The following is a 25,491-nucleotide window of genomic DNA, read 5'->3' on the forward strand; positions in this document are numbered from 1 at the left end:
GCCGGTGCCGGCGCCGGTGCCGGTGCCGGCATCGGCGCCGGCGCGAGCTGGGCGAAGCGGTCGGCCGGGCAGCAGGTCAGGGGGTGTGGCCGTCCGCTGGCGAGGCGGCCAGGGTCATCAGGGTGGCGTGGGCGGCACGTTGGCGTGGCGGGCGGTGCAGGCCACCAGCGGGACGGGGGACCTGGTTCAGGGGACGAGGGCGGCGTCGGTGGTGGGCTGGAGGGCGGCTCGCTCCAGCGGCGCGGAGGGATCGACGGCCAGCGTGGGCGGCGCGGGCTCCGCCCCCGCCCGCACGAGCAGGTCCCCGACGGCGGCGATCATGGCGCCGTTGTCGGTGCACAGCCTCAGCGGCGGTACGCGCAGCGTGATGCCCGCCGCCGCGCAGCGCTCCTCGGCCAGGGCGCGGACCCGGGAGTTGGCGGCGACGCCGCCCACGACCACCAGGGTGCGCACCTGGTGGTCCGTGCAGGCGGTCACGGCTTTGCGGGTCAGCACGTCGGCGACGGCTTCCTGGAGCGCGGCGGCACCGTCGGCCACCGGCGGCGGCGCCGCGGGGGTGTGGCGCTCGGCCCAGCGTGCTGCGGCGGTCTTCAGGCCGGAGAAGGAGAAGGCGTACGGATCGTGCCCCGGCCCGGTCAGCGGCCGGGGGAAGGCGACGGCGTGCGGGTCGCCCTCGCGCGCCGCCCGGTCGATGGCGGGACCGCCCGGGTAGGGCAGACCGAAGACCCGTGCGACCTTGTCGAAGCACTCGCCCGCCGCGTCGTCCAGGGTGTCGCCGAGGTGGACGACCGGCTCCGTGGCCAGGTCACGGACCAGCACCAGTGAGGTGTGTCCGCCCGAGACGATCAGCACCATGCAGGGGTCGGGCAGCGGCCCGTGCTCCAGGGTGTCGGCGGCGACGTGTCCTGCCAGGTGGTGCACGCCGTGCAGCGGCACGTCCAGCGCGTGGGCGAGGGCCTTGGCGCCGGCCACCCCGACCTGGAGCGCGCCGGAGAGTCCCGGCCCCGCCGTCACGGCGACGGCTCCGACGTCGGACAGGCGCAGTCCGGCGTCCGCCAGGGCTTGCGCGATCACCGGCCGGAGGGCGTCGATGTGGGCGCGGGCCGCGATCTCGGGCACGACTCCGCCGTAGCGGGCGTGCTCGGCCATGCTCGACGCGACCGCGTGCCCCAGCAGCCGGCCGTCGCGCACCAGCCCCGCGCCGGTCTCGTCGCAGGACGTCTCGATCCCCAGGACGATCGGAGAGCTCACCACACACCTTCTTGCGGGACGAATGTTATTGCAACCTCTGCGCAATAAGCCTACGCCGGTCGGCGGGTGCGGTCGCGCACGGCGCGGAGGTGGCGCGGAAACCACCACCTCCGCGCCGGTCCACGACATCGCCGCAGGTGGTGACAGCGCCGAGGCCGCCTCTCGCCCGGCGACTCCACCGTTGACGGCCTGCAACATCGGCTCGCCGGCGCGAAGCGGCAGCCCCACAACATCCGCGATGACCTGCAAAGACGCGTCGCCGACAAGCTCAATGAGGGCGACGGTGTCCTGATCGGCGTCGACACCGGCCTCATCAAGAAGGGCGATCTGGCGAACGCCGAGTGGGGCAGGCTGGAGCCGCACACAAAGATCCCCGACAGGGCCGGTTTCTGAGGCTTCGGGGGGATCGCCCTTCCGCCTCAACTCCGTTACGGATTTCCGGGGTCGGTCTGTACCGCCGCGCGCCGACCTAGTGTGCCGCCATGACTCCCTCCGCCGATGAGACCCCACGGCCGTCCGAGTCCGGGAACGACTTTCCTTCCGGGCCCGGGTCCGGGTCTCCGTCCGGGTCCCGGAACGTGCCCTCCTCGCTGTCGCGGCGGCGCAGACGGCGACGGCGGTATACCGCGATCGCGGGTGCTGCCCTCGCCGTGGTCGGCGTGGTCGGTTGGCAGCTGTCGGTCATGGGGCCCGAGCCCGGCAGTCACGCGCCGATGGAGATATGCGCGCTGAACAACACCACCCTGCGCGCCGACGGACATCAGGACGAGATCTACGACAAGACCCGTGAGGGCGACCCCTTGGTGACCTTCGGAGGCGGCGACACCGTCCGGGTCGAAAAGGCGCGCGGGCGCTGGCAGAAATTCCGAGGCGTGTGGTCCGACGAGATGGAGACGCGCGGGACCTTCGGGGACTTCGACGGTGACGGGTACATCGACCTGGCCCTGTTCTACAGCCAGCACGACACCGGAGACTCACCGGCGGACAACATGATCACACACGAGGTGCACTACGGACCGCTCGCGACCGACTTGAGCAGTGCCAGGACCGGCACCATCCGCATGTCGTACGGGTCGTTCGTGTCAGGGGTGCGGGCCACGGACGTGAATCATGACGGCCGCGCGGAACTCCACATCTTCCAGTCGACCGGAGACGGTACAGAGCGCCACTACGTCGGTCGTCAGGACGGGGACGACATATCGGCGGGTCTCGACCAGGCGATCGGTGGCTACACGACGGGGGGATGGCACCGGCTGAAGCTCGGGTGGCTCGATCTGGGAACGTGCCACGACGCTCCGAAGCCGAAGGCCACCGGCCGTTAGCCGCAGGTCCACCCACTCCGGACACTCCCGCCCCCGCTGCGGCCGGGGCCGAGTGTTTCGTACAGAGCCCCGGGAACATCCGCCCGGCGCCCGCCAGAGGACGAGAGTGGCCTGGGCCCAGGTGTGGCCCCTCCGCAGATGGCGAGGGCGAGAAGTGCCTGTGTGGTGTCGTAGGGCTGGTGCCCACGCGCAATGCCGGTGCGCTCATTCGGCGGCACTGTTGTAGTGCGGCTGTAGTGCGGCATAGGGGGAGAGGTGCGGCAGGGTTCAGCGGGTGCCGAGGAAGGCGGGCACGAAGATGTCCTCGGAGGTGAGCAGCCGCTTGGACAGTCCCTGCTCGTGGTGGTAGCGCAAGAAGGTGTCGACGGCCTTGCGGTTGGCGTCGACACCGTAGGGCCACCAGTCCTCGCCGAGCAGTGCGCGGTTTTCCGCAAACAGCTCACTGAACCAGGGGGTGATCACAGCCATGTGCTGCTTGGCCGCATTGGCCCGGTAGTGCTCCTGCACGATGTCCTTGGCCTGGCAAAACGCCCGGTAGACCGACTTCACTAGGCCGGGCGCCTCGGCCAGCTCCCGGCGGATCGCGACGACGTGCATCATCGGAAAGATGCCGGTGCGGCGGTAGTAGTCCCGCTCGACCGTCTCGTAGTCGACGAACAGCCGCCGGATCTTCTTCGTTGAGCCGTTGAGCAGGCTCTGCGGCACGTCGACCGACAGCAGGGCATCGATCTCCCCCGCTTCGAGCAGGCCGGCCAAGGTCTGATCCCCGTCTGTGTGGCGGACGCGCACGCCGTCCGGAACGGGCTGAGGGATCCAGTCGAATGAGGGAATGGGGTGGTCGGTGCCGCCGATCACCCAGCCCACCTGATCAGGCGTCACACCGAATTCGTCGGCCAAGACACCTTTCATCCAGACACCCGGGTCGCTGCCGTACAGCGCGAACTCGCCGACCGTCTTGCCCGCGAGATCCTCTGGCCGCTCGATCCCGCTGTCGACGTTCACGAACAGCGCGGAGTGACGAAAGTTGCGGTTCGGGAAGATCGGCAGAGCCAGGAAGGGTGAATCGTCCAGGTCGAAGGTGCGCAGGAAGTAGGTCAGCCCGTACTCGGCGAGGTCCAGTTCGCCCTTGGTCATGCGGTGGAACACGTCGGAGATCAGCGGCGAGGTGTCCAGGGTGGCGTCGACACCGTCGATCGCGACTCGCCCGTCGAACAGCGGCTCGGTGTGCTCGTACCGGTAGACGCCCATCTTGAGCTTCGGATCGGCCATGACAGGTCTCCTTCGCCTAGTGGACGGCTTCCGTGAACGACCTTTCACTTTTATAGTGGCCCGGCTCCCTGCTACCGTCAAGGTGAATACTCGTTCATTTATAGAGGAGGGGTGGCCCGTGCCACGCATCACCGCCGAACGTCGGGCGGCGAACCGGTCGCAGATCGTCGCGGCGGCCCGTCGTTGCTTCTCGCGCGCCGGCTTCCACCAGACCTCGATGCCCGACATCGCAGCCGAAGCGGGTGTGTCGGTCGGCGCCCCCTACCGTTACTTCGCGAGCAAGGAAGAGATCATCGTCGAGATCGCAGGCGATGCCTTCCGGCTGATGTTCGATCCTCTCGAGAAGTTCGTCGACGCGGCCGACGACGTGACGGTTGCCGACTTGGTCGCGGCGGCGATCGACCCGGTGAGCGGTGAGGTCGCCGCCGACGGGGCGGGCCAGGCCATCCCTGTTGATGAGCTGCTGCGCTGTGCCGTCCAGGCGTGGGGTGAGCTACTCCGACACGATGGGCTGCGACAGCAGGCCATGGCGGGCTTCGAGGGCGTACGCGAACGCATCGCGGACGCGCTCCGCAACGGCCGGCGGGCGGGCACAGTGCGGCCCGAACTCGACCCGGATCGTGGAGCACGGATCGTGATGGCATTGCTGCACGGATTCGTACTGCAATACACGGCGTTCGGACTCGACGACACCGCCGGCTTCAAGCACGACGTCCGCGTCGCACTCAGCGGTACCGGACCGCTCCACGGTCATCCGTGAACACACGCGCTCTTCGGGCGGCAGGGAAACGCCGCGTCGCACTCCCTTGCGCCCCTCGGTGCGTTGACTACGCGAGTCACAGCCGGTCGCACCGGTGGCCACCGGTGCTCCGAACTCACCGCCCGGGGCGCCGGACCCCGCTCCCTGATCCAGCCATATCCAAACGAGAGACCCTAGCGGAGGGTGGCGGTGAAGCTGTGCCCGTAGGCGTGGCGGGTGCGGACGCGTACGAGCGTGCCGCCGCGCGCGTGGCTGACGTGTACGCCCTCCCCGGCCTCGACAGGGCGCAGCCGGCGGCCGTGCAGGAGCAGACTCACCTCGTCCCGGCGCATGGTGGGGTCGGAGGCGGCGATGGTCACCTCGCGCCCCTCGCGCCGTACCAGGACGGAGGCGGGCCCGTCGAGGTGGAGGCCTGCGACGGACTGACGGCCCCGCGCGAACGCGTTGACCGCGAGGAGATGGAGACCGGAGTGCCGGATCGCCTGGAGGCGGGTGGTGTTGGCGAGCACCCGAAGTGCGCGGCGGTGCCCATGGTGTTCGCCGTACGCGTCCAGCGCGCGCCGCGTGGCGTGCGGGACGAGCGCATACGCGTAGGAGCGCGGCTCTGCGCCCGCCTCCTGGCGGAACGCGGCGCTGAAGACCTGGCGTGTGACGGGGGTGTCGGGGTTCGCCGTACGGACCGCGCGGCGGCTGCGGGTCACCGTCTCCAGGCCCACGGTCAGTGGGCGCGGCCGCTCGTCCAGCATGAGGTAGCCCACCGCGCCGCCGCGGGTCTCGTTGGCGTAGTGCAGCCAGCGCAGCCGTGCCGTGCCCTCGCCGGACTCGCCCGACTCGCCGGACTCCCCGGACCAGGCGCCGCCCCCGGCCCGCCGGCCGGTGACGGCGAGTTCGTCGTCCGGGTCCGCGATGCGGGCGTCCACCGTGGTCCGCACGGGGCGGCCGCCGAGGTCGCCGACACCGGCCGCGAGGACCACGATCTCGTCGTCCAGCAGGAACCACGACTTGGTGGCCGTCGCGTTCCGGTAGACGGTGAAGTCGTCCGGCAGCCGGTCGCGTTCGGTGTACGCGACATCGTCCGACTGCACCATGCCCGCCGCCCCGTAGGTGCCGAGCACCGCACCGCCCGAGTGCCGGTTGGTGCCGCGCGGAAAGTACACGTACGTGTTCTGCGACTCGGAGGAGGGGGTGAAGTGCAGTGGGTGGTCGGGGTTGTCGTAGTACGCCTTCCCGTACAGCTCGGGCACCGTCTCGCGCCGCTGCTCGGGAGCCGTCACCCCCGCGAGCCCGTACGGGGAGACGGTGGTGTAGTAGTCGACGCCGAACGAGCGTGTCTGGTCGTGGCCCGCGAGGTACAGGTAGTGAGCGCCGTCGCCCTGGAACCAGGGCATCAGGTTCTCCCCGCTCATGTACTCGTACTTGCTGACGCGGTCCGAGCTGCGCGCGAGCGCGAAGGCGAAACCGGGGCGGCGGTGCACCGTCTTGTCCATGGCGTTGAACGCGGTGCTGCGCGCGGCCGGGTTGAGGTCCTTCGCCGGCACCGACGCGTCGCCCAGGATCTCCGCGTACCGCACCACCGTCAGCGGCGAGGCGAAGCGGGCCGGATCGGGGGCGTCGGCCGAGGAGTGGGCCACGTGTTTGACGTAGCTCTCGAGCGCGGCGGAGCGCTCGCCGTCCGTGTGCGACGACAGTGCGGTGACGGCCTCCACGACGGCGGCGCTGTCCGCGTACCCGCCGCCCGTGCGCGAGACGGCGCGCCCCTTGACGACCTCCATCATCCAGCCCTCGAAGACGAGCGGCGCGAAGCCGTCCGCGACCCAGCGGTACACCACCGGCACGAGCGCCGCGGTGTCCGCGAAGCCGGTGCCGTCGAGGAGCCTCAGCGCCTGCACGGCCCGTGTCAGCAGCCCCTTCCCGTACGAGCCTGTGTAGGCGACGGAACCGTGCTGGATGAACGAGCCGTCCGCGTAGTGCCCGTCGGTCACACCGTGCCGCAGCCGGTAGGGATCGACGGTCGCGTAGACGGTGAGCTGGTCCTCCAACGCTTTGCGGACGCGGTTCTCGTCGCCGAGGAGGGCGCCTTGGAGGAGGCGGTTGGTGGTGATGTCGGCGAGGTTCGCGCCGGTGTGGAAGCGGGAGTCCAGATCGACGTCGCCGTCCTTCCCGTTGCGCAGGTAGGCGTCCATCGAGGCGATGTAGGTGCGCGTCAGCTCTGGACGCTGCTCGGCGATCTCGTCCGCGAGCAGGACGAGCGTCGCCGTCACGCTGGTGGAGATGCCGATTTCCCAGGTGAACCAGTTGCCGTAGTAGCCGCGCGACTGGTCGCCGTAGTAGTCCTCGTGGAGCCGGACCAGTCCTTCCACGACACGGCGGCGTGCCGCGGCGCCACCGGTGCCGACCCCGGGCGCACGCGACGCCAGCGCGATCTCGTACAGCATCCGGAAGGACGTGTTGAGGTGGGCGTCGTTGGTGCCCAGCGGCAGCCCCTCGAACAGTTCCCCCTCAGCGGCCGTGTCCAGCTTGGCGAGGTGTGCGGTGGCCGTCTCGGCGAGGGCCGCCAGCTTGGCGGACGTCTCCGTGCGGGCGTTGGACTCCGGCGTCCCCGCGAAGACGGCGACGGCGTTCGCCAGCAGCCGCCCGGTGCCGGTCCCGGCGGCCGGCCGGGTCCCGGCCGCTGCCTCGGCGTCTCTGCCGTCGGGGCCGAGCGGTGCGCCGGTGGCGTCGGTTGCGGGGATCACCGCCGCCAGCCCGGCGGCGGACAGGAGGGACAGGACATGTCTGCGCGCGATCTCCATGGGTCTCCCCCCGGAAGCCGGACTGACGTGGCGCAGTCAAGCAGCGGGGGAGGGCGGCGACAAGCGGGCGCGCGCACTCGATTGCCACTGTGCCGGGTGCCTGCGGGCGCCGCATGGGTGCGGCTGCTCCCGGACGTCCGTTCTCCGCGCGCGCCTACGCGGCGGGCGAACGTCGTGGCACCGGCCTGATGGGGACGTCAGGACCCGAACCGGCAGGTGCGCCGACGCCCAACCGGCGGCGCTGGCTGACTCGTTCCGGACTCCTTCACCACCTCCCTGTCGCATAGTGTCCGCACACGTGCACGCTCACGTGCCGGTGCGACGGCGCGCCGGCGCGCCGTCGGGAGGAAACGCGAGTGGAGTCAGCCGGGGAGAGAAGCGGACGCAAGACCGCCCTCGTCGAGAAGGGGACCGGACGGTGCCCCGTGCGGCACGACGCCGACGGGGTGTGGCGCGTGGCCACCTACGACACCGGGAGGGCCGCACTGCGCGCCGGCGGAACCGTACAGGCGGGTCTCGGCATCGAAACCGTCGAGAAACTGCCCGCCTCCGTACGGCGCCCCGTCCTCTACCGCGACGGGCCCGAACATCGCGAACACCGCCGCCAGACCGCACGGTACTTCACCCCGCGCCGCGTCTCCGAGCACTACCGCGACCTGATGATCCGCGTCGCCGACCAGCAGCTCGCCCGGCTGCGGCAGGCGGGCAGCGCCCAACTGTCCGACCTCTCCTTCGCCCTCGCGGCCGAGGTGACCGCCGGCGTCATCGGCCTGACCGAGAGCAGGCCCGGGCTGCTGCGCCGGCTGGAGCGCTTCTTTCCGGACACGTTCGAAGAGCCCAGCTACACCAGCCTGCGCGGGCTTCGCTTCATGCTGCTGCGCAACACAGCGTGGCTGGGGCTCTACTTCGGCGACGTCCGCCCCGCCGTACGCGCCCGCCGTCGCGCCCGACGCGACGACCTCCTCTCCCACCTGCTGGACGAGGGCTGCACGGCGGGCGAGATCCTCGGCGAGTGCGTCACCTTCGCGGCGGCCGGCATGATCACCACCCGCGAGTTCGTGAACGTCGCCGCGTGGCACCTCTTCGGCGACGACGCGCTCCGCGAGGAGTACCTGACCGCGAACGAGGCAGGACGGCACGCCGTCCTGCACGAGATCCTGCGCCTGGAGCCCGTCGTCTCCGCCCTGCACCGCCGGACGACCGCCGCGCTCGACCTGCCCGACGGTGACGGCGCCACCGTCACCGTTCCGGCGGGCTCACTCGTCGAGATACGGGTCGACGACGCCAACCTCGACACCGACGCGTTCGGAGCCGCGCCCGAACGCGTGTGTCCCGCCCGCGGTGCCGACGGCCACGTCCCCGGGCCCGGCCTCTCCTTCGGTGACGGCCCCCACAAGTGTCCCGGGGCCGCCGTCGCCATCCAGGAGACCGACATCTTCCTCACCCGCCTCTTCGCCCTGCCGGGCCTGCGGACGCGCGGTGAGCCCACCGTGCGCGTCAAGGAGAGCCTGGGCAGTTACGAGGTGCGCGGCCTCGTCGTCACCGTGGACCCGGACCCGGACCAGGGCCCGGATCAGGGCCAGGCCGAGGTCTGAGCCCGGCCTGTGCCGGCTCGGTCGGCACAGGCTCCCGGCCGGCGTCACCGCCCCGGTGCGTGTCCCCGCCGGGAGCGGTGCCGGTCCGCCGTACGGCTCACCGGTACATGCTGATCCTTCTGTACCTACTGGTATGTACACTCCTGGCGTTGAGCACTTCTGACATGAGCACTGGGGAAAGGTCTTCCATGCGTGTTTCCCGAACACCGCAGCCCACCGCCGTCGCACCATCCGAGTTGGTTCACGGCGCTGCATGGCTCGACGAGATCGCCGGGCCCGAGGGACCGTCACGCTTTCGGGTCAACAGCGTGCACTTCGCGCCGGGCGCCCGTACCGCGTGGCATCGCCACCTTTTCGGCCAGGTCCTGCACGTCACTGAGGGGGCAGGGCTCGTCCAGTGCCGGGACGGAGAGGTGCACACCCTCCGCGCCGGCGACAGCGTGCGCATCGCGCCGGGGGAGTGGCACTGGCACGGCGCCTCTCCCACCACCTTCATGACGCACCTGGCCATCCAGGAAGCCGCCGAGGACGGTACCGAAGCCGAACGCGGCCCCCACGTCACCGAGGCCGAATACCTCGCCGGCCCGTCGGCTCACTGACCAGTCACAGAGAGAGGCGGCATCGTTCGTGTATGCCAAGCAGTACGAGATCACCCTGCCCGCCGACTACGACATGGAGACCATCCGCAAGCGGGTGTCCGAGAGCGGTCACCTCCTCGACGACCGGGCCGGACTGGGACTGAAGGCGTACGTCATCCGCGAACGCGGCATCGACGGCTCGCCGGTCAACCAGTACGCCCCCTTCTACCTGTGGAACGACACCGGCGCGATGGCTCACTTCCTCGTCGGTGGCGGAGGGTTCCAGAACATCGTCCGGGACTTCGGCCGCCCCGTCGCCCGGCATTGGACCGGCATCGCCTGCCACGCCGGACCCGCCCGCACGGCACTTCCCCGAGCAGCCTCACGCCGCCTCACCCCGATACCTTCCGACGCCGACCCGGACGGCGCCGGTCTGGGTCTGTCCGCACTGATCGAGCACGAGACCGAGCAGCTGCAACGGCTCTGCGGCCATGAGGGCGTGCACACCGCTGCGCTGGCCGTCGACCCCCACCATTGGCAACTGCTGCGGTTCGTGCTGTGGGCGGACTCCTCCGCGCCGGACGAGGAAGCGACCGAGCGCTACGAAGTGCTGCACCTGTCCGCTCCCGGACTGGGCGACCTGCCCGAGGGGCGGGGCTGGTAGCACCCCTGCGCCCGTGCCCTTGCCCCAGCCCCTGCCCGTGCTCGTCGCGCTGCGCCGGGGGCCATCGCGCGCCTGAGAGGGCCGGCACCCGGGGGTGCCGGCCCTCACCCTTCAAGCGGGTGCGTCATCGCCCCGCACGGGGATCGAAGAACCGACCGAACCCGTCCGGGTTCCGGATAGTCACCGGAGCACGTAGAGATGCCAGAGATGCTCGGCCTTCTCCTCGCAACGGAACGCCTTGATGCCCTGCATGTTGCCACCCGCCACGGAACAGTTGTTGAAACTGAAGTACCAGTTCTCGTACTCCCAGCCGTCGAACTGCGCGCGAGGAGCGGTCTGGGCAGCGTCGACGCCGGTCGACTGCCCCGCAGCCTGGGCCGAGACGGCCCCTGCCCACAGGGCGGTGCCCACCGCCACAGCTGAGATCCCCGCCTTGATCGCTTTACGCATCCCGTTTCTCTCGTCTCACGTTGCGTGCTGCGGATGATGTGCGGCACGGGTTCGCGCCGCGTCCGTGCAGCAGGCCGGCGTCACGCCGTCGCATTTCCTGGCCTCCGGCGGCCTGCCCTTGATGAGTGCAGCACTGAGAAACGTTGTTCAGCAGCACCCTCAGCCAGTGCGAACAACGGCCGTCGCGGACACGCGCTTCATGTCCGCCCGGCCGTGACCGTCCGCCGCTCAGAGAGTGACCGGAGTCAGCGGATGTCCGGTTGCCCGTCGCGTACGTGTGCGAGGAAGGCCGTCCATGCTTGGTCGGTGAAGAGCAGGACGGGTCCGTGGGGGTTCTTGGAGTCCCGGACGGGGAGGGTCGTGGCGGTGTGGTCGTCGGCGACCTCCAGGCAGTTACCGCCGTTCTGGCCGCTGTAGCTACTCTTGCGCCACGCCCTGATGGGGAGGTCGGTCGCGCTGATCATGAGATTTCCTTCGCTCTCGCGGCGATCAGGTCGATTGACGCCTTGGGAGAGAGGGCGTCGGCTCGCAGCAGATCATAGGCGTACGCATAGTCGGAGACCTCCTCCGGAGCAGCGCTGATGTAGCCACGAGCACGGCCGTCGACGTAGACGACGTCTGCGCCCTCGTTCATGGTCAGGCCGGCGAACGGGCCGTCCATGCTGGCGTGAGCGCCCACGTCGAATGGAACGATCTGCACGATAGTCCTGGGGTCTTCCGTCGCGGCCAGGACAGCCTCCAACTGTCGGGCCATGGTCTGTGGTCCACCGACCGCACGGCGGAGCACGTTCTCGTCGAGGACGACCCACAGGCGACAACGGTCGTCGCGCTCCAAGATGTGCTGCCGGGTCATCCTCGCCGCGACCAAGTCGTCAGTGTTCGGCAGACGACCTGCGGCGAAGAGGGCCCGGGCGTACTCCTCCGTCTGCAACAGCCCCGGCACCACCTGGTTCTCGAAGTCCCAGATGCAGGTGGCGTCCTTTTCCAGGGCCACGAAGGGGCGGAACCAGTCCGGGTAGGCGTGCTCGATCACGACGGGCCACAGGCGGGCGAACAGCCCGCCTGTGCACAGGGCGTCGTCACAGCGCTGGGCGAACTCCTCGCTGGGCACGCGGCTTCCGGACTCGATCCGTGACACGTACGAGTGGGTGCAGAAGGTGCGCCGTCCCAGCGTGGTCTGGCTCAGGCCGGCTTCCTCTCAGCGGATGCGTAGTTCGGTGCCGAAGTAGGCGAGGGTCGACACCTTGGGGTCGGCCTTGGGGTTGCCGTCGACATGCTGTTCTGCCGTCATCTCGTTCTCCGCGTCTTGACAAGCGCAGGTGCACAGCTCGTGCTCTCCCGGAATTATGTCCGCAGCGCCACGCTGGGGTCACGGAAAGTGAGAAACCCGGGAGAGAGGCGCTGTTGATGCACGCAGAGAACCGTCGGTCGGACTCCGCACTGGTCAGGCTCCGCGAGGCGGAGGAGACGTACGAGCGGCTGCGCCGGGCGCTCGCGGAGGCGGGTGTCGTGCTGCCCTCGCTCCGGGTGGACCTGGCCTCGTGTGCCGACCGGGTGCTGCGGGGGCCGCTGCTGGAACTGGGCGGTTGCAGTCTGGCCACCGCCGAGCGGCTGGCCGAGGCGCTGGCGGGTCAGCCGCGTTGAGCGGTGCGCAGTGGCGGCCGGGCGAGGTCGTCACCGACCTCGCCCGGCGAACGGCGGGGGTCGTGCACGCGGTCGCGGAGGACGGCATGGTGCGGCTCGTACGGCCGGGTGGGCCCGCGTGGTGGGCGGAGTCCGGTGACCTCAGGGCGGCGACGCGTGCGGAGGTCATATCGGTGAAGGTGGCGACGGCCAACCACCGTTGGGGCCTGTAGGGGGAGGCCCGGCGTGGCGGGGTGCGGGCTCAGAGGCGGTCGACGACGCTCGGTGGGGCGAACAGATGGCGTGCGCGGTGTTCGAGGATGAAGCGTTCGGGAAGCTGGAACATCTCGGGGGACGTGCACTTGGCGCACGTCGGGTCCTCTTCGGGGAGTTGTTCGGAGTGCTGGACGGCGAGGTGTTCGGCGAGCCGGATCTGGGTGGTGACGACCGTGTCGAAGGGGTCGCAGTCCACGGAGGGGCCCAGCTCCTCCAGCGCGGCGCTGAAGACCTCGCCGGCCCGTTTCATCGCCCCGTACAGGTCCGCGCACGTCTCGCACCCCCACATCCAGGCCGGGGGCAGCGGCCACGTGTCCGCCGGGTCGGTGTCCCAGTCATCGTCCATGCGGCTCACGGTAGTCAGCCGGGAGACGGAACGTCAGCGAGACGGGAGAAATGCGCCCGGCGGGGGCCGTCTTCTGGGACCGGGTGGCGTCCGCAGGGGAGGACGTGGGGCCCACCCCGGTGCAGGCACACCTGCGCACCGGGGTGGGCCCCGTGGGCACCGTGCCGGGCGTCGAGCCGCGGCCCGCGCCGCGGCTCAGTCGTGCTTGCGGCCCGGCAGGTTCTCGTACATGTCGGTGAGCTTCTGCCGGAAGCCGCGGGCGGCGATGCCCGTGCGTTCGGGGTCGCGGATGCCCGCCTTGACGGCCTTCTTGGCCTGTTCCTTCATGATGTGCGGTGGGATGGGGGCGATCTCGTTGTCGACGACGAATTCCAGGACGACGGGGCGGTCGCTGGCGAGGGCCTCCTCCCAGGCGGAGGTGACCTTCTTCGGGTCGTCGCAGCGGATGCCCTTGAGGCCGGCGAGTTCCGCGTACTCGGCGTAGGGGAAGTCCGGCAGGTACTGCGATCCCTCGTACTTGGGGTCGCCTCCCATGGCGCGCTGCTCCCAGGTGACCTGGTTGAGGTCCTGGTTGTTGAGGACGCAGAAGATCAGCGGCGGGGATCCGGCCATGCGGTCGGTGTACCGCTTGACGGTGATCATCCCGTTCATGCCGTTCATCTGGAACGCACCGTCACCGACGAAGGCGATCACCGGGCGGTCGGGGTAGGCGAAGCGCGCGGCGATGGCGTACGGGACGCCGGGGCCCATGGTGGCAAGGGTGCCGGAGAGGGTGGCCTGCATGCCCTTGCGGAGCTTGATGTGGCGGGCCCACCAGTTGGTGGCGGAGCCCGAGTCGGCGGTCAGGAGGGCGTTGTCCGGCAGCAGCGGGGAGACCTCGTGGGCGACGGCCTGCGGATTGATCTTGCCGTCGAAGGTCTGTCCTGCCCGCTTCTCCAGGACGTCGTCCCAGGTGCGGACGTTCTCCTCGATCTGCTCGCGCCAGGAGCGGTCCTCCTTGCGGTTGAGCAGGGGGAGCAGCTCCTTGAGCGTCTCCTTGGCGTCCCTGACGAGGTGGGCGTCCATCGGGTAGCGGATGCCGATCATGCGGCCGTCGATGTCGATCTCGACGCCCTTGCAACTGCCCTCGTCGGGCAGCCACTCGGCGTAGGGGAAGCTGGTGCCGACCATGAGCAGCGTGTCGCAGTTCATGATCATCTCGTCGCTGGCCTTGGAGCCGAGCAGTCCGATGGGGCCCGTGACGAACGGCAGGTCGTCCGAGACGACCTGCCGGCCCAGCAGCGCCTTGGCGATGCCGGCGCCGAGCACCTCGGCGGTCTCGACGACCTCCGCCTCGGCGTTCGCCGCGCCCTGCCCGATGAGCATGGCGACCTTCTTGCCCTCGTTGAGGACGTCGGCCGCCTTGCGCAGCTCGTCCTTGTTGGGCAGCACCCGCGGCTGGCTCCAGCCGACGCTGGAGTAGACGGACCCGTGCGACTTGGGCGGCGAGGGTACGGCCTCGGACTCCTGGATGTCCTCGGGGACGATGATCGTGGCGACGCTGCGCATCGTCAGCGCCGTCTTGAAGGCCCGGTCGATCACGTGCCGCATCTGGCCCGGGTCCATGACGATCTGACAGAAATCCGAGACGTCTGCGAAGAGGTGTTCGAGGGCGACTTCCTGCTGGTAGTGGGTGCCCTGGGCGAGCCGCTTCTGCTGCCCGACGAGCGCCACGACCGGCTGGTGGTCCAGTTTCGCGTCGTACAGGCCGTTGAGCAGGTGGATGGCGCCGGGCCCCGACGTGGCGGCGCAGACACCGACCTCGCCGGTGAACTTGGCGTGTCCGCACGCCATGAACGCGGCCATCTCCTCGTGCCGGCTCTGGATGAACTCCGGATCACCCTTGGCACGGTCGAAGGCGCCGAGCATGCCGTTGATGCCGTCGCCCGGGTACCCGTAGACCCGGTGGACTCCCCACTCGCGAAGGCGTGCCAGAACGTAGTCGGCTACTTGCTGCGCAATTGGTGCTCCCATTTCACGTGGTTGACGCGACGGTCCAGGCCCGAGTCCCACGCCGCGGACGCCCGCAAATCGGCCGATGCCGCCGACACCTCGGCCGTGGCCTGTGACGCCTTCGGCGGTGGCGTGCGTGTGGCCGTGGTGTGCGTGCGGCGGTGGCGTGCGTGCCGTGCCGGTCCGTCGGGCCGGGGGGCGCCGGATCGTGACGTGTCACCCGTTGTGGGGTGTGCGCTCCTGCCGTCAGGTCGCGTCGTGCGTCCGCCCGTGCCAGTGGCCGTTTCGCCGCCTCCGTGCGAGGTACCCATGGGCGGTCGGCGCAGCGAGACGGTAGGGCCCCGCGCGGTCGGGCGAGGGACCGCCGGGCGGTCGAGAGGAGACGGCTGAGGGTGACCAGAATGGGCGCGTCGCGGCAGACGCCTGGAACGGAGCCTGCACGTCCGGGCGGCTCCGCCGGTGTGGCGGACGGCGTGGAGGGGGTGAGCGTCGAAGGCGTGCGGGTCCACGCCTTCTCCGTGCCGACCGACGGGCCCGACGGTGCCGAGGAGGACGGCACGCTGCGCTGGGAGGCGACGACCGCGATCGTCGTCGAGGTGTTGGCCGGCGGCCGTATCGGTGTGGGCTACACCTACGGTGACGTCTCGACCGCCGGGTTCGTCGCCTCGCAGCTCGCCCCGCTGGTGACCGGCGGCGACGCGCTGGCGCCCGCCGCCCTGTGGCACCGGATGTTCGCCGCAGTCCGCAACGCGGGGCGGCCCGGGGTGGGCGCCATGGCGATCTCGGCCGTCGACATCGCCCTGTGGGACCTCAAGGCCAGGCTGATCGGTCTGCCCCTCTACCGCCTGCTGCCCGCCGTGCACGACCAGGTTCCCGTCTACGGCAGCGGCGGTTTCACCAACTGTCCGCACAGCCGGCTGGCCGACCAGCTCGCGGGCTGGGTCGAGCAGGGCATTCCACGCGTGAAGATCAAGACGTCCCGGCACCCCGGGCAGGACGCCGCGCGGCTGTCGGCGGCCCGCGAGGCCATCGGGCCCGACACCGAGCTGTTCGCCGACGCCAACGGTGCCCTCAGCCGCAAGGAAGCGCTCTACTGGGCGCGCCGGATGGCCGGGGAGTGGGACGTGCGGTGGCTGGAGGAGCCGGTCTCCTCGGACGACACCGCAGGGCTGCGGCTGCTGCGCGATCAGGGCCCCGGACGGCTGGAGATCGCCGCGGGGGAGTACGGCTTCGTCCTGGGAGACTTCGCCGCTCTGCTCCGGGCGGGTGCGGTGGACTGCCTCCAGGCGGACGTGACGCGCTGCGGCGGGATCACCGGGCTGCTTCAGGTCGCGAGGCTGGCCGCTGCGCACCGCGTGGACCTGTCGGCGCACTGCGCGCCCGCTGCCTCCGCCCACGCCTTCTGCGCCGTGGAGCGGCTGCGCCATCTGGAGTACTTCCACGACCACGTACGAGTCGAAGAGCGTCTGTTCGATGGCGTGCCGAGGCCGGTCGGCGGAGCGCTGCGGCCCGCCCACGACCGTCCAGGGCTGGGCCTCCAGGTGCGGTGGGCGGACGCCGAGCCCTACCGGGTGCACGGTCACCGCCCCGGCTGACGGCACCGCTGCGTCCCGTCGCGCCGCAGCGGTGCACCGGCACACACCCGTAGCAGTACCGACGATTTTCACGATGGAAGGCGACCCGACATGGCCAAGACCTCCTCCGACCGCAGCGAGCAGATCCCCGCCAAGACCTCACCCACGGTCCCGGGGCCGCCGCGTGCCCGGCAGGTGATCGCCGTCGGGAAGCTGGCCAAGGCGCTCAAGGACGCCGTCGAGGGCGAGGTGCGCTTCGACACCGCCTCCAAGGCGCTCTACGCGCACGACGCCTCGAACTTCCGGCAGGTCCCCATCGGAGTCGTCGTTCCCAAGACCCTCGACGACGTGGTCGCCGTCCACCGGATCTGCCACGAGTACCAGGCGCCCGTCCTCAACCGCGGAGGCGGCACCAGCCTGTCCGGTGAGACCGTCAACTACGCCGTCGTCATCGACCACTCCAAGTACCTCACCCGCATCGGGGAGGTCGACGGCGACAACCGTCGCGTCACCTTCCAGACCGGCGTCATCAACGAAGAGCTCAACCGCCACACCGGCGCCTCGCACAACCTCGTCTTCGGCCCCGACCCCTCCACCCACTCCCGCTGCGCCATCGGCGGCAACCTCGGCAACAACTCCTGCGGCACCCACTCGGTGCAGGCCCAGCTGTACGGGCCGGGGCCGCGCACCTCCGACAACGTGCACGCGCTGGAGATCGTCACCCCCAAGGGCGACCGCTTCTGGGTCGGCGTCGACGAGGAGAAGGACCTGGAGTCGATCATCGCCGAGGGCGGTCCGAAAGGGGAGATCTACGCGCGCCTGCGCGACCTGCGCGACCGCTGGGCCGACACCATCAGGTCCTGCTACCCCTCGATCGCCGAGATGCCGCGCCGCGTGTCCGGCTACAACCTGGACGAACTGCTGCCCGAGAACGGCTTCAACGTCGCCCGCGCCCTCGTGGGCACCGAGTCCACCTGCGCGACCGTCCTCCAGGCGCAGGTGCTGCTCACCCCGGCGCTGCTGGAGCGCACACTGGTCGTCGTCGAGTACGACCACCTGGTCGACGCCGCCAGGGACGCCGACATCTGCTGCCGCACCTTCCGGCCCATCGGCCTTGAGGCCCTGGACGAACAGCTCATCCAGGACCAGAAGCTCCAGCACATGAACCTCGCCTCCATCGAGCAGCTGCCCCGGCAGGGCGGCGCGGCGTGGCTGCTCGTCCAGTTCGGCGCCGACACCAAGGACGAGGCCAGGGAGCAGTCCGAGCGCTTCGCGCAGTGGCTGACCCAGGAGCGCGGCTACTCCCCAGGCCGCATCACCACCAGCGACCAGGACGCCGAGACGGCGAAGGAACTGTGGACCGTCCGCGAGGGCGGCCTTGGCGCCACCGCCTTCCCGCCCGACGGCGACCACTGGCCCGGCTGGGAGGACTCCGCCGTACCCCCCGACAAGCTGGCCGACTACCTGCCCGCACTGCGTGAGCTGATGGACAAACACGGGCTGCGCGGCGCCATGTACGGGCACTTCGCGCAGGGCTGCGTCCACTCGCGCATCAGCTTCGACCTGCGTACCGCCGACGGGCTGGCCACCTACCGCGCCTTCATGGAGGAGGCCGCCGACCTGGTCAGCTCCTTCGGCGGCTGCCTCTCCGGAGAGCACGGCGACGGCCAGCAGCGCGGCGAGCTGCTGGAGCGCCAGTACGGCAGCGACCTCGTCCAGGCCATGCGCGAGTTCAAACAGATCTGGGACCCCGAGGCCAGGATGAACCCCGGCAAGGTCGTCGACCCCTACCGGCTGGACGAGGACCTCAAACTCGGCGCCGACTTCAACCCGCCGCACCCCGACGTGAAGTTCGCCTACGCCGAGGACAACGGAAACTTCGTCCACGCCAGCATGCGCTGCGTGGGCATCGGCGTCTGCCGTGTCCCCGAGCCGGACCAGACGATGTGCCCCAGCTACCAGGTCACCCGGGAGGAGAAGCACACCACGCGCGGCCGCGCGCGGCTGCTGCACGAGATGCTGCGCGGCGAGACCGTCAAGGACGGCTGGCAGTCCAAGGAGGTCGCCGACGCGCTCGACCTCTGCCTGGCCTGCAAGGGCTGCACCAACGACTGCCCCGTCAACGTGGACATGCCCACCTACAAGGCCGAGTTCCTCCACCACCACTACAAGTCGGTCCGCAGGTGGCGGCCCCGCAGCGCCTACGCCTTCGGCTTCATCGACCAGGCGGCGCGTCTCGCCTCCCGCATGCCGGAACTGGCCAACCTTCTCACCCAGGTACCGGGGCTCGCGCACCTGGCCAAGTTCGCCGCGGGCATCGACCGGCGCAGGCCGCTGCCCGCCTTCGCGCCGATGACCCTCCAGCAGTGGTTCCGCGAACGCGGCGGCACCGCCAACCCCGGCGGCCGTCCCGTCGTCCTCTTCCCCGACACCTTCAACAACTACTTCGACACCGACGTCGGCGTCGCCTGCGTCGAGGCCATCGAGGCCATCGAGGCCGCGGGCTGGGCCGTCATCATGCCCGAAGCGCACGTGTGCTGCGGGCGCCCGCTCTACGACTTCGGCTTCCTGGACACCGCCGAGCGCTACCTGCGCACCGTATTGGACGTACTGCGGCCCCACGTGCGCGCCGACACCCCCGTCGTCGGCATGGAACCCAGCTGCCTGGCCGTCTTCAAGGACGAGCTGACCAAGCTCCTCCCGCACGACAACGACGCCCGGCGCCTGAGGCGCAACGTGCACCACTTCGCCGAGTTCTTCGACACCTACGACATCACCCCGCCCCGGCTGCACGGCGCCGGCGACGCGCTGCTGTGGGGCCACTGCCACCAGCGTGCCACCGGCGGCACCGAGGCCGACCAGAAGCTGCTGGACAAGCTCGGCGTGAGCGCCGAGAACCTGACCGGAGGCTGCTGCGGCCTGGCCGGCTCCTGGGGCTTCGAACAGGGCAGGTACGACATCTCCATGGACTGCGGCGAACAGGCCCTGCTGCCCGCCGTCCGCGACGCCGCCCCCGCGACCGACATCGTGGCCAACGGCTTCTCCTGCAAGACCCAGATGGACCACGCGGGCACCGGCAGGCGCTCGGTGCACCTGGCCGAACTGGTCCGCCGCGCCTACCAGGGCTCCCGCGACGGTGACGGGGATCGCCCGGGCAAGCCCGTACCGGCGTGGCACCGGCGCGCCGCCCGGCTGGCCGCACCGGCCGCCGCGGCGGGAGCGGTGGCCGCCGCGGCCGCGCTGGCGGCAGGGCGCGCGGCACGAGCCAACCGGCGCTCGGGGCTCACGAGCCGCCTGAGGAGCGCGAGCGGCCTCGGGCGCTGAGGGAGGGCGGCGACATGGTGTTGCGCTGGCTGACGACCACCGACCACAAGGTGATCGGCAACCTCTATCTCGTCACAGCGTTCTGCTTCTTCCTCGCGGCAGGCGCCCTGGCCATGGTGATGCGGGCCGAACTGGCACACCCGGGGATGCAACTCGTCTCCGAAGAGCAGTACAACCAGCTGTTCACCGTGCACGGCACCATCATGATGCTGCTGTTCGCCACCCCGCTGTTCGCCGGGTTCGCCAACGCGATCATGCCGCTGCAGATCGGCGCACCCGACGTGGCCTTCCCCCGGCTGAACGCCTTCACCTACTGGGTTTACCTGCTGGGCGGGCTCATGGTCGTCAGCGGATTCCTCACCCCCGGCGGCGCGGCGGACTTCGGCTGGTTCGCCTACGCGCCGCTCAACGGGCCGCAGCACAGCCCCGGCATGGGCGGCGACCTGTGGACCATGGGGCTGTCGGTGGCCGGTCTGAGCACCATCCTCGGCGCCGTCAACTTCATCACCACCATCATCTGCCTGCGCGCCCCCGGCATGACGATGTTCCGGATGCCGCTGTTCACCTGGAACGTGCTGTTCACCTCGATCCTGGCCCTGTTCGCCTTCCCCGTGCTGTCCGCGGCGCTGCTGGCCCTGGAGGCGGACCGCAAGTTCGGGGCGCACGTCTTCGACGCGGCCAACGGCGGCGCCGTCCTGTGGCAGCACCTGTTCTGGTTCTTCGGGCACCCGGAGGTCTACATCGTCGCGCTGCCGTTCTTCGGCATCGTCAGCGAGATCTTCCCCGTCTTCAGCCGCAAACCGCTGTTCGGCTACATCGGGCTGGTGGGCGCGACGGCCGGCATCACCATGCTCTCCGCCGTGGTGTGGGCACACCACATGTTCGCCACCGGTGCCGTCCTGCTGCCCTTCTTCTCCTTCATGTCGTTCCTGATCGCGGTACCGACAGGCGTGAAGTTCTTCAACTGGATCGGCACCCTGTGGCGCGGCTCGCTCAGCTTCGAGACACCGATGCTGTGGTCCGTCGGCTTCCTCGTCACCTTCCTCCTCGGCGGCCTCAGCGGCGTCCTGATCGCCTCACCGCCGCTGGACTTCCACGTGACGGACAGCTATTTCATCGTCGCCCACCTGCACTACGTCCTCTTCGGCACCGTCGTCTTCGCCATGTTCGGCGGGTTCTACTTCTGGTGGCCCAAGTTCACCGGGCGGATGCTGAACGAACGCCTGGGCAAGGTGCACTTCTGGATGACGCTCGTCGGCTTCCAGACCACCTTCCTGGTGCAGCACTGGCTGGGCGCCGAAGGCATGCCCCGCCGGTACGCCGACTACCTGCCGGCCGACGGCTTCACCGCCCTCAACAGCGTCTCCTCGCTCGGCGCCTTCCTCCTCGGCGTCTCCACCCTCGTCTTCGTCTACAACGTGTGGTGGACGACCACCCACGCCCCGAAGATCGACGAGGACGACCCCTGGGGCTTCGGCCGCTCCCTGGAGTGGGCGACCTCCAGCCCGCCGCCCCGCCACAACTTCGTCGCCCTGCCGACCATCCGCTCCGACTCGCCCGCCTTCTGGCTCCACCACCCCGAAGCCGCGGAAGGAGCGGCCATCGTCGAGCCGGGCGCCCCCGAGAGCCCGGGCGTGGCGCCTGTCGGGCCGGACGAGCCGCCCAGCCCCGAAACTCCCGCCATACAGGACCCCGCCTCCCAGCAGCCGCCCACGAAGGGGAAGCTCTCGTGAAACCCGAAGCCGTCCTCTTCGCGGGTGTCGCCGGCTTCTTCGCCTGCGTCACCGTGCCCTACGCGATCTGGTCGCGGGACCCGGCGGGGACCGCGGCCGTCCTGATCGCGTGTCTGATGGCGTCGCTGGTCTCGTTCTTCCTGACCGTGCAGTACAAGCGCCGCGGGGTACGTCCCGAGGACCGCAGGGACGGGGAGATCAGCGAACGGGCCGGGCCGCTGGCCTTCTTCCCCGCCCGCAGCCCGTGGCCCGCCATGACCGCGCTCGGCGTCGCGCTGCTGGGCGCGGGCACGGTCATCGGGCTGTGGCTCTTCCTGATCGGGGTGGGCATCACCGGCGCCGCGGTGTGCGGATTCGTTTTCCAGTACGCCCGGACCGACCACTGAGCGCCCGCCGCGCCGCGCTCTCCTGCCGGGAGCCGCGCGAGGGCGCTTCCTGCCGGGAACGGTGAGACGAGGACACGTACTGGCGGGAGCCGCGCTCGGCCCCCGACACCGCGGCGTGCGCGCGTTCCCTCTGGTGGCCGATGGTCCGCCAGGCAGGGGAGAGGGCGTCCCGGTAGTACCAATGGCTGAGCGCCGCCCGCAAGCGGCGCGGCCCGCCCGCCCCCTCGGGCGCTTCGAGAGGCCGCGGGAAACGCTGTGCCACCAGGCGGTACCGCTCGCCCGGTGGGAGCTGCTCGTGGTCCGCGTCGAAGGTGCCCTCCACCGACTGCCGCACCCAACTGGTCTCCTCGCCGTGCGAGACCCGCTGCGCGTCCCGCTCCTGGAGCGAGAGGCACAGCCGCTTGGCCAGCAGATAGGCGGCCGGCGGGCCCAGCACCAACGCGACCCTGAACGCCCACGTCAGGGCGTTGAGGGAGACGGTGAAGGTGTCCGCGATGACGTCGTTGCCGCCGGCCAGCAGCAGGACGCCGTAGAAGGTGATCCCCGCGGCACCGAGCGCGGTGCGGACCGGTTGGTTCCGTGGACGGTCGCACACATGCGGCGTCCCGTCCTCGCCGGTGATCCACCGTTCGAAGAACGGATACGCGTACAGCAGGGCGAACATCAGCCCCGGCAGGACGACGGCGGGCACCAGCACGTTCCACATCAGGGTGTGCCCGAACAGCGTCGTCTCGAAGGGCGGCATCAGCCGCAGCGAGCCCTCCAGGAATCCGACGTACCAGTCGGGCTGGGCCGCCGTCGAGACCTTGCCCGGTTCGTAGGGGCCGTAATCCCACACCGGGTTGATCTGCCCCACCGCGGCCAGGACACCGATCACCCCGGCCACCATGAAGAACAGCCCCGTCGAGCGCGCGGCGAACTGGGGCACCATCGCGTGCCCGACGACGTTCTTGTTGGTACGGCCCGGGCCGCTCCACTGGGTGTGCTGGAGGTAGACCACCAGGATCAGATGGGCGACGACCAGGGCGAGCAGCAGGCCGGGGAGCAACAGGATGTGCAGGGGGTACAGCCGTTCGATGATCTCGTGTCCTGGAAACTGCCCGCCGAAGACGAACAGCGCGAGATACGTCCCCACCACGGGGATCGACAGCATGACGCCCTCGGCGATCCGCAGCCCGGTGCCGGAGAGCAGGTCGTCGGGGAGGGAGTAGCCGGAGAAGCCCTCGGCGAGCGCGACGACGAACAGGGTCATCCCGATCAGCCAGTTGACGTCGCGCGGCTTGCGGAAGGCGCCCGTGAAGAAGATCCGGAGCATGTGCAGCCCGATGGCTCCCGCGAACAGGAGGGCCGCCCAGTGGTGGATCTGGCGGATCAGCAGGCCGCCCCGCACCTCGAAACTGATCTCCAGCGTGGAGGCGTACGCCGTCGACATCAGCTGGCCGCGCAGCGGCTCGTACGGCCCGTGGTAGCGGACCTGCGTCATCTCCGCGTCGAAGAAGAGGGTGAGGTACACGCCCGTCAGCAGCAGGACGACGAAGCTGTAGAGCGCCAACTCGCCCAGCAGAAACGACCAGTGTTCCGGGAAAGCCTTGCGCAACAGGGCTCTGCCGCCTGAGGCGGCGGGCAGCCTCTCGTCTGCGGCGTCGAAGCCTCGCTCAGCCGCCTTGCGCAGTGCGGCCCGCCGGGCGGCCCGGGCCCGGGAGTGTTCCATGCGGTCGCCCTCCCTGTCCGCATTCCCCAGTGCCCGTGTGCCACGTTCCCAAACGAGTCAGGACGGCGGGTGACCCGAACGCCGGTCCACGGCCCCCGGAACAGCGGGCACCGTGCCGCCGGCCGGGGCCGTGCCCGCTGTCCTGGTGTCGTACCCGCCCGGGCCGGTCAGTCGGAGGAGAGGACCTCCACCAGCCGGCCCGTCTCCGGGTGCGGCAGGGAGCGGGCGACGTCGGCCACCGCGACCATGCCGACGAGCCGGTCGCCGTCGATCACCGGCAGGCGCCGCACCTGGTGCTGCGACATGGTCTCCAGCACCTCCTCGGCACTGTCGTCGGCGCCGATGGTCACGGCCTCCTGCTGGTTGAGGCTGCCGGCGGGGAAGGCGGCCGGATCCCGGCCAGGACCCAGCACCTTGACCACCAGATCGCGGTCGGTGACGACGCCTTTGAGCTTGTCGTCCTTCCCGCAGATGGGCAGCGCACCCACACCCAGCTCGGTCATCAGTGTGGCCGCGTCCGCCGCCGTCTGATCGCTGTGCACACAGTCGGCGCCCGGGCTCATGATCTCGCGTGCGGTCGTCATCTCTCGGCTCCTTACCGTCTCGCAGACTGCCAGGTGGGCCCCTGCCGGGTTGCCGACGCGGTGGACGCCGAAACGAGGTGCCCACCAGAGCTGACGGAGTGGTGCGGGCCCCGGACCGTTTGTGTCCGGGCAGGCGTGGCAACCGGAGCGGTATGTCGTCTGATGCGCCCTCGTCCGAAACCGAGAGCTACGAGACTCTCGAACGCCCCCGCGCCGTCCGGGCCGCCGAGAGCGGACTGGCGAAGCTGCCGCTCGCCGGGCCTCTCGACCGGCTCGGCACGCTGCGCGCCCTCGACACGGCGGTCAGCCCGCTGCAGAACGCCGTGCAGAAACTTCCCCTCGGCGGCCTGCGCGACGTGCTGCACGGCCGGTGGCTCGGCCACCCCCTCCACCCGGCGCTCGTGCAGCTGCCCATCGGCGCCTGGATGTCCGCCGGGGTGCTGGACATGCTGCCCGGCACCCGGCGGGCCAGCCGGGTGCTGATCGGTACCGGCATCCTGGCCTCGATCCCGGCCGCGCTCAGCGGTTCCGTGGACTGGGCCGAGCTGCACAAGCCGCAGCTGCGCACGGGCCTCGTCCACGGCGCCGCCAACACCGTGGCGTTGGGCCTGTACGCGGCCTCGCTGGCCGCCCGCGCGCGCGGGCGGGAGTACCGGGGGCGGGTGCTCGGGTTCGCCGGGCTGACGGTCGCCGGGGCGGGTGCGATGGTCGGCGGCCACCTGGCCTACCGTCAGGCCGTGGGGCCGAACAAGGCCGAGCCGGTCCAGCACCTGGTCGGCAAGGGCTGGCACCCGGTGGGCAAGGCCGACAGCTTCCCGGTGGGGCAGGCCTCGAACGCCACGCTGGGCGAGGTGGCGCTGCTGGTCTACCGCGAACCGTCCGGCGAGACGCGGGTGCTGGCCGACAGGTGCAGCCACCAGTCCGGGCCGCTGTCCCAGGGGACGGTCGCCGACGGGTGCGTGACGTGTCCGTGGCACGGCAGCACCTTCCGGCTGGTGGACGGCTGGAACGTCGGCGGCCCGGCGACCGCACCCCAGCCGTGCTTCGAGTCACGGGTGCGGGAGGGCTTCTTGGAGGTCCGCCTTCCGGACGCGGCGCCCGACGAGGACTGAAGGCGCCCGACGAGGACTGAAGGGGCCGCGCCCGCCCGCCCCGGGCCGTCGCCATGAGGCATCGGCGGTCACTTCGCGTACCTCCCGTTTGGGTAAAAGGCGCTCCGGTTACCCCTGCGGTGGCCCGTCCACTCGCTCCAGGAGGTCCC

At 70.5% G+C, this 25,491-nt stretch carries 22 protein-coding genes; 12 read left to right on the forward strand and 10 right to left on the reverse strand.

Annotated elements, in window-relative coordinates:
* Positions 1-186: 186 nt before the first annotated feature.
* Positions 187-1,251, reverse strand: a complete 1,065-nt coding sequence (gene tsaD, locus DTL70_RS18085; RefSeq protein WP_114022985.1) for a tRNA (adenosine(37)-N6)-threonylcarbamoyltransferase complex transferase subunit TsaD — start codon at positions 1,249-1,251, stop codon at positions 187-189.
* Positions 1,252-1,910: 659 nt separating this feature from the next.
* Here tsaD and DTL70_RS18090 point away from each other — a divergent pair.
* Positions 1,911-2,573 carry a hypothetical protein gene (locus tag DTL70_RS18090; RefSeq protein ID WP_245979444.1) on the forward strand — a complete coding sequence of 221 codons (663 nt, stop codon included), beginning with the start codon at positions 1,911-1,913 and terminating at the stop codon, positions 2,571-2,573.
* Between the two features lie 267 nt (positions 2,574-2,840).
* Here DTL70_RS18090 and DTL70_RS18095 read toward each other — a convergent pair whose 3' ends face one another.
* Complete coding sequence (locus DTL70_RS18095; RefSeq protein ID WP_114022987.1) at positions 2,841-3,842, reverse strand: substrate-binding domain-containing protein; 1,002 nt, start codon at positions 3,840-3,842, stop codon at positions 2,841-2,843.
* 118 nt (positions 3,843-3,960) lie between these two features.
* Between DTL70_RS18095 and DTL70_RS18100 the strand changes: the two genes are divergently transcribed.
* Positions 3,961-4,602 carry a TetR/AcrR family transcriptional regulator gene (locus tag DTL70_RS18100; RefSeq protein WP_114022988.1) on the forward strand — a complete coding sequence of 214 codons (642 nt, stop codon included), beginning with the start codon at positions 3,961-3,963 and terminating at the stop codon, positions 4,600-4,602.
* Between the two features lie 173 nt (positions 4,603-4,775).
* Here DTL70_RS18100 and DTL70_RS18105 read toward each other — a convergent pair whose 3' ends face one another.
* Positions 4,776-7,394, reverse strand: coding sequence for a polysaccharide lyase family 8 super-sandwich domain-containing protein (locus tag DTL70_RS18105; RefSeq protein ID WP_114022989.1), 2,619 nt, complete (start codon positions 7,392-7,394; stop codon positions 4,776-4,778).
* Positions 7,395-7,750: 356 nt separating this feature from the next.
* Between DTL70_RS18105 and DTL70_RS18110 the strand changes: the two genes are divergently transcribed.
* The 3 genes from DTL70_RS18110 (at position 7,751) to DTL70_RS18120 (ending at position 10,231) form a co-directional block, all read left to right on the forward strand.
* On the forward strand, positions 7,751-8,989 hold the full coding sequence (locus DTL70_RS18110) for a cytochrome P450 (protein WP_245979445.1): 1,239 nt from the start codon (positions 7,751-7,753) through the stop codon (positions 8,987-8,989).
* A 188-nt stretch (positions 8,990-9,177) separates the two neighbouring features.
* Complete coding sequence (locus tag DTL70_RS18115) at positions 9,178-9,588, forward strand: (R)-mandelonitrile lyase (RefSeq protein WP_114022990.1); 411 nt, start codon at positions 9,178-9,180, stop codon at positions 9,586-9,588.
* Between the two features lie 28 nt (positions 9,589-9,616).
* Positions 9,617-10,231, forward strand: a complete 615-nt coding sequence (locus DTL70_RS18120; RefSeq protein ID WP_114022991.1) for a DUF4865 family protein — start codon at positions 9,617-9,619, stop codon at positions 10,229-10,231.
* Positions 10,232-10,411: 180 nt separating this feature from the next.
* On the opposite strand, the gene DTL70_RS18125 is transcribed toward DTL70_RS18120, so the two are convergent.
* The 3 genes from DTL70_RS18125 to DTL70_RS18135 form a co-directional block, all read right to left on the reverse strand.
* A complete protein-coding gene (locus DTL70_RS18125; protein ID WP_147266788.1) occupies positions 10,412-10,681 on the reverse strand; it encodes a hypothetical protein in 270 nt (89 codons plus the stop codon).
* Between the two features lie 245 nt (positions 10,682-10,926).
* Positions 10,927-11,145, reverse strand: coding sequence for a DUF397 domain-containing protein (locus tag DTL70_RS18130; protein ID WP_114022993.1), 219 nt, complete (start codon positions 11,143-11,145; stop codon positions 10,927-10,929).
* On the reverse strand, positions 11,142-11,867 hold the full coding sequence (locus DTL70_RS18135; RefSeq protein ID WP_281278713.1) for a helix-turn-helix domain-containing protein: 726 nt from the start codon (positions 11,865-11,867) through the stop codon (positions 11,142-11,144). The genes DTL70_RS18130 and DTL70_RS18135 overlap by 4 nt, the downstream gene beginning before the upstream one ends.
* A gap of 221 nt (positions 11,868-12,088) precedes the next feature.
* On the opposite strand from DTL70_RS18135, the gene DTL70_RS18140 reads away from it, so the two are divergent.
* Positions 12,089-12,325 (forward strand): hypothetical protein, encoded by a 237-nt coding sequence (locus tag DTL70_RS18140; protein WP_114022994.1) that lies wholly within the window; start codon positions 12,089-12,091, stop codon positions 12,323-12,325.
* On the forward strand, positions 12,322-12,537 hold the full coding sequence (locus tag DTL70_RS18145; protein ID WP_114022995.1) for a hypothetical protein: 216 nt from the start codon (positions 12,322-12,324) through the stop codon (positions 12,535-12,537). Before DTL70_RS18140 ends, DTL70_RS18145 begins: the two co-directional genes overlap by 4 nt.
* Positions 12,538-12,566: 29 nt before the next feature.
* On the opposite strand, the gene DTL70_RS18150 is transcribed toward DTL70_RS18145, so the two are convergent.
* Both DTL70_RS18150 and DTL70_RS18155 read right to left on the reverse strand, forming a co-directional pair.
* A complete protein-coding gene (locus DTL70_RS18150) occupies positions 12,567-12,926 on the reverse strand; it encodes a hypothetical protein (protein WP_114022996.1) in 360 nt (119 codons plus the stop codon).
* Positions 12,927-13,121: 195 nt separating this feature from the next.
* Positions 13,122-14,939 carry a thiamine pyrophosphate-requiring protein gene (locus DTL70_RS18155; RefSeq protein WP_114022997.1) on the reverse strand — a complete coding sequence of 606 codons (1,818 nt, stop codon included), beginning with the start codon at positions 14,937-14,939 and terminating at the stop codon, positions 13,122-13,124.
* A gap of 380 nt (positions 14,940-15,319) precedes the next feature.
* Here DTL70_RS18155 and DTL70_RS18160 point away from each other — a divergent pair, with 380 nt between their 5' ends.
* The 4 genes from DTL70_RS18160 to ctaF all read left to right on the forward strand — a co-directional run bounded on the left by DTL70_RS18160 (position 15,320) and on the right by ctaF (position 21,935).
* Positions 15,320-16,513, forward strand: a complete 1,194-nt coding sequence (locus tag DTL70_RS18160; RefSeq protein WP_114022998.1) for an enolase C-terminal domain-like protein — start codon at positions 15,320-15,322, stop codon at positions 16,511-16,513.
* A 90-nt stretch (positions 16,514-16,603) separates the two neighbouring features.
* Positions 16,604-19,816: an FAD-binding and (Fe-S)-binding domain-containing protein gene (locus DTL70_RS18165; protein WP_114022999.1), complete on the forward strand. Its 3,213-nt coding sequence runs from the start codon at positions 16,604-16,606 to the stop codon at positions 19,814-19,816.
* A 14-nt stretch (positions 19,817-19,830) separates the two neighbouring features.
* Positions 19,831-21,549: an aa3-type cytochrome oxidase subunit I gene (gene ctaD / locus DTL70_RS18170; RefSeq protein ID WP_114023000.1), complete on the forward strand. Its 1,719-nt coding sequence runs from the start codon at positions 19,831-19,833 to the stop codon at positions 21,547-21,549.
* Complete coding sequence (gene ctaF, locus DTL70_RS18175; RefSeq protein WP_114023001.1) at positions 21,546-21,935, forward strand: aa3-type cytochrome oxidase subunit IV; 390 nt, start codon at positions 21,546-21,548, stop codon at positions 21,933-21,935. The genes ctaD and ctaF overlap by 4 nt, the downstream gene beginning before the upstream one ends.
* Here the strand turns inward: ctaF and qcrB are convergent.
* Together qcrB and DTL70_RS18185 are read right to left on the reverse strand one after the other, a co-directional pair.
* On the reverse strand, positions 21,880-23,646 hold the full coding sequence (gene qcrB / locus DTL70_RS18180) for a cytochrome bc1 complex cytochrome b subunit (protein WP_114023002.1): 1,767 nt from the start codon (positions 23,644-23,646) through the stop codon (positions 21,880-21,882). The genes ctaF and qcrB overlap by 56 nt on opposite strands.
* 167 nt (positions 23,647-23,813) lie before the next feature.
* Positions 23,814-24,230: a CBS domain-containing protein gene (locus DTL70_RS18185; protein WP_114023003.1), complete on the reverse strand. Its 417-nt coding sequence runs from the start codon at positions 24,228-24,230 to the stop codon at positions 23,814-23,816.
* Positions 24,231-24,382: 152 nt separating this feature from the next.
* Between DTL70_RS18185 and DTL70_RS18190 the strand changes: the two genes are divergently transcribed.
* Positions 24,383-25,342: a Rieske (2Fe-2S) protein gene (locus DTL70_RS18190; RefSeq protein WP_114023004.1), complete on the forward strand. Its 960-nt coding sequence runs from the start codon at positions 24,383-24,385 to the stop codon at positions 25,340-25,342.
* Positions 25,343-25,491: the final 149 nt, after the last annotated feature.

Source organism: Streptomyces diacarni, from assembly GCF_003323715.1.
Classification (GTDB): domain Bacteria; phylum Actinomycetota; class Actinomycetes; order Streptomycetales; family Streptomycetaceae; genus Streptomyces; species Streptomyces diacarni.

Coding starts and splice junctions, on each gene's coding strand:
- DTL70_RS18095 (WP_114022987.1), bottom strand. CDS start 3,842: ATGGCCGATCCGAAGCTCAAGATGGGCGTCTACCGGTACGAGCACACC.
- DTL70_RS18105 (WP_114022989.1), bottom strand. CDS start 7,394: ATGGAGATCGCGCGCAGACATGTCCTGTCCCTCCTGTCCGCCGCCGGG.
- DTL70_RS18115 (WP_114022990.1), top strand. CDS start 9,178: ATGCGTGTTTCCCGAACACCGCAGCCCACCGCCGTCGCACCATCCGAG.
- DTL70_RS18125 (WP_147266788.1), bottom strand. CDS start 10,681: ATGCGTAAAGCGATCAAGGCGGGGATCTCAGCTGTGGCGGTGGGCACC.
- DTL70_RS18130 (WP_114022993.1), bottom strand. CDS start 11,145: ATGATCAGCGCGACCGACCTCCCCATCAGGGCGTGGCGCAAGAGTAGC.
- DTL70_RS18140 (WP_114022994.1), top strand. CDS start 12,089: ATGCACGCAGAGAACCGTCGGTCGGACTCCGCACTGGTCAGGCTCCGC.
- DTL70_RS18150 (WP_114022996.1), bottom strand. CDS start 12,926: ATGGACGATGACTGGGACACCGACCCGGCGGACACGTGGCCGCTGCCC.
- DTL70_RS18155 (WP_114022997.1), bottom strand. CDS start 14,939: ATGGGAGCACCAATTGCGCAGCAAGTAGCCGACTACGTTCTGGCACGC.
- DTL70_RS18160 (WP_114022998.1), top strand. CDS start 15,320: ATGGGCGCGTCGCGGCAGACGCCTGGAACGGAGCCTGCACGTCCGGGC.
- DTL70_RS18165 (WP_114022999.1), top strand. CDS start 16,604: ATGGCCAAGACCTCCTCCGACCGCAGCGAGCAGATCCCCGCCAAGACC.
- ctaD (WP_114023000.1), top strand. CDS start 19,831: ATGGTGTTGCGCTGGCTGACGACCACCGACCACAAGGTGATCGGCAAC.
- qcrB (WP_114023002.1), bottom strand. CDS start 23,646: ATGGAACACTCCCGGGCCCGGGCCGCCCGGCGGGCCGCACTGCGCAAG.
- DTL70_RS18185 (WP_114023003.1), bottom strand. CDS start 24,230: ATGACGACCGCACGCGAGATCATGAGCCCGGGCGCCGACTGTGTGCAC.
- DTL70_RS18190 (WP_114023004.1), top strand. CDS start 24,383: ATGTCGTCTGATGCGCCCTCGTCCGAAACCGAGAGCTACGAGACTCTC.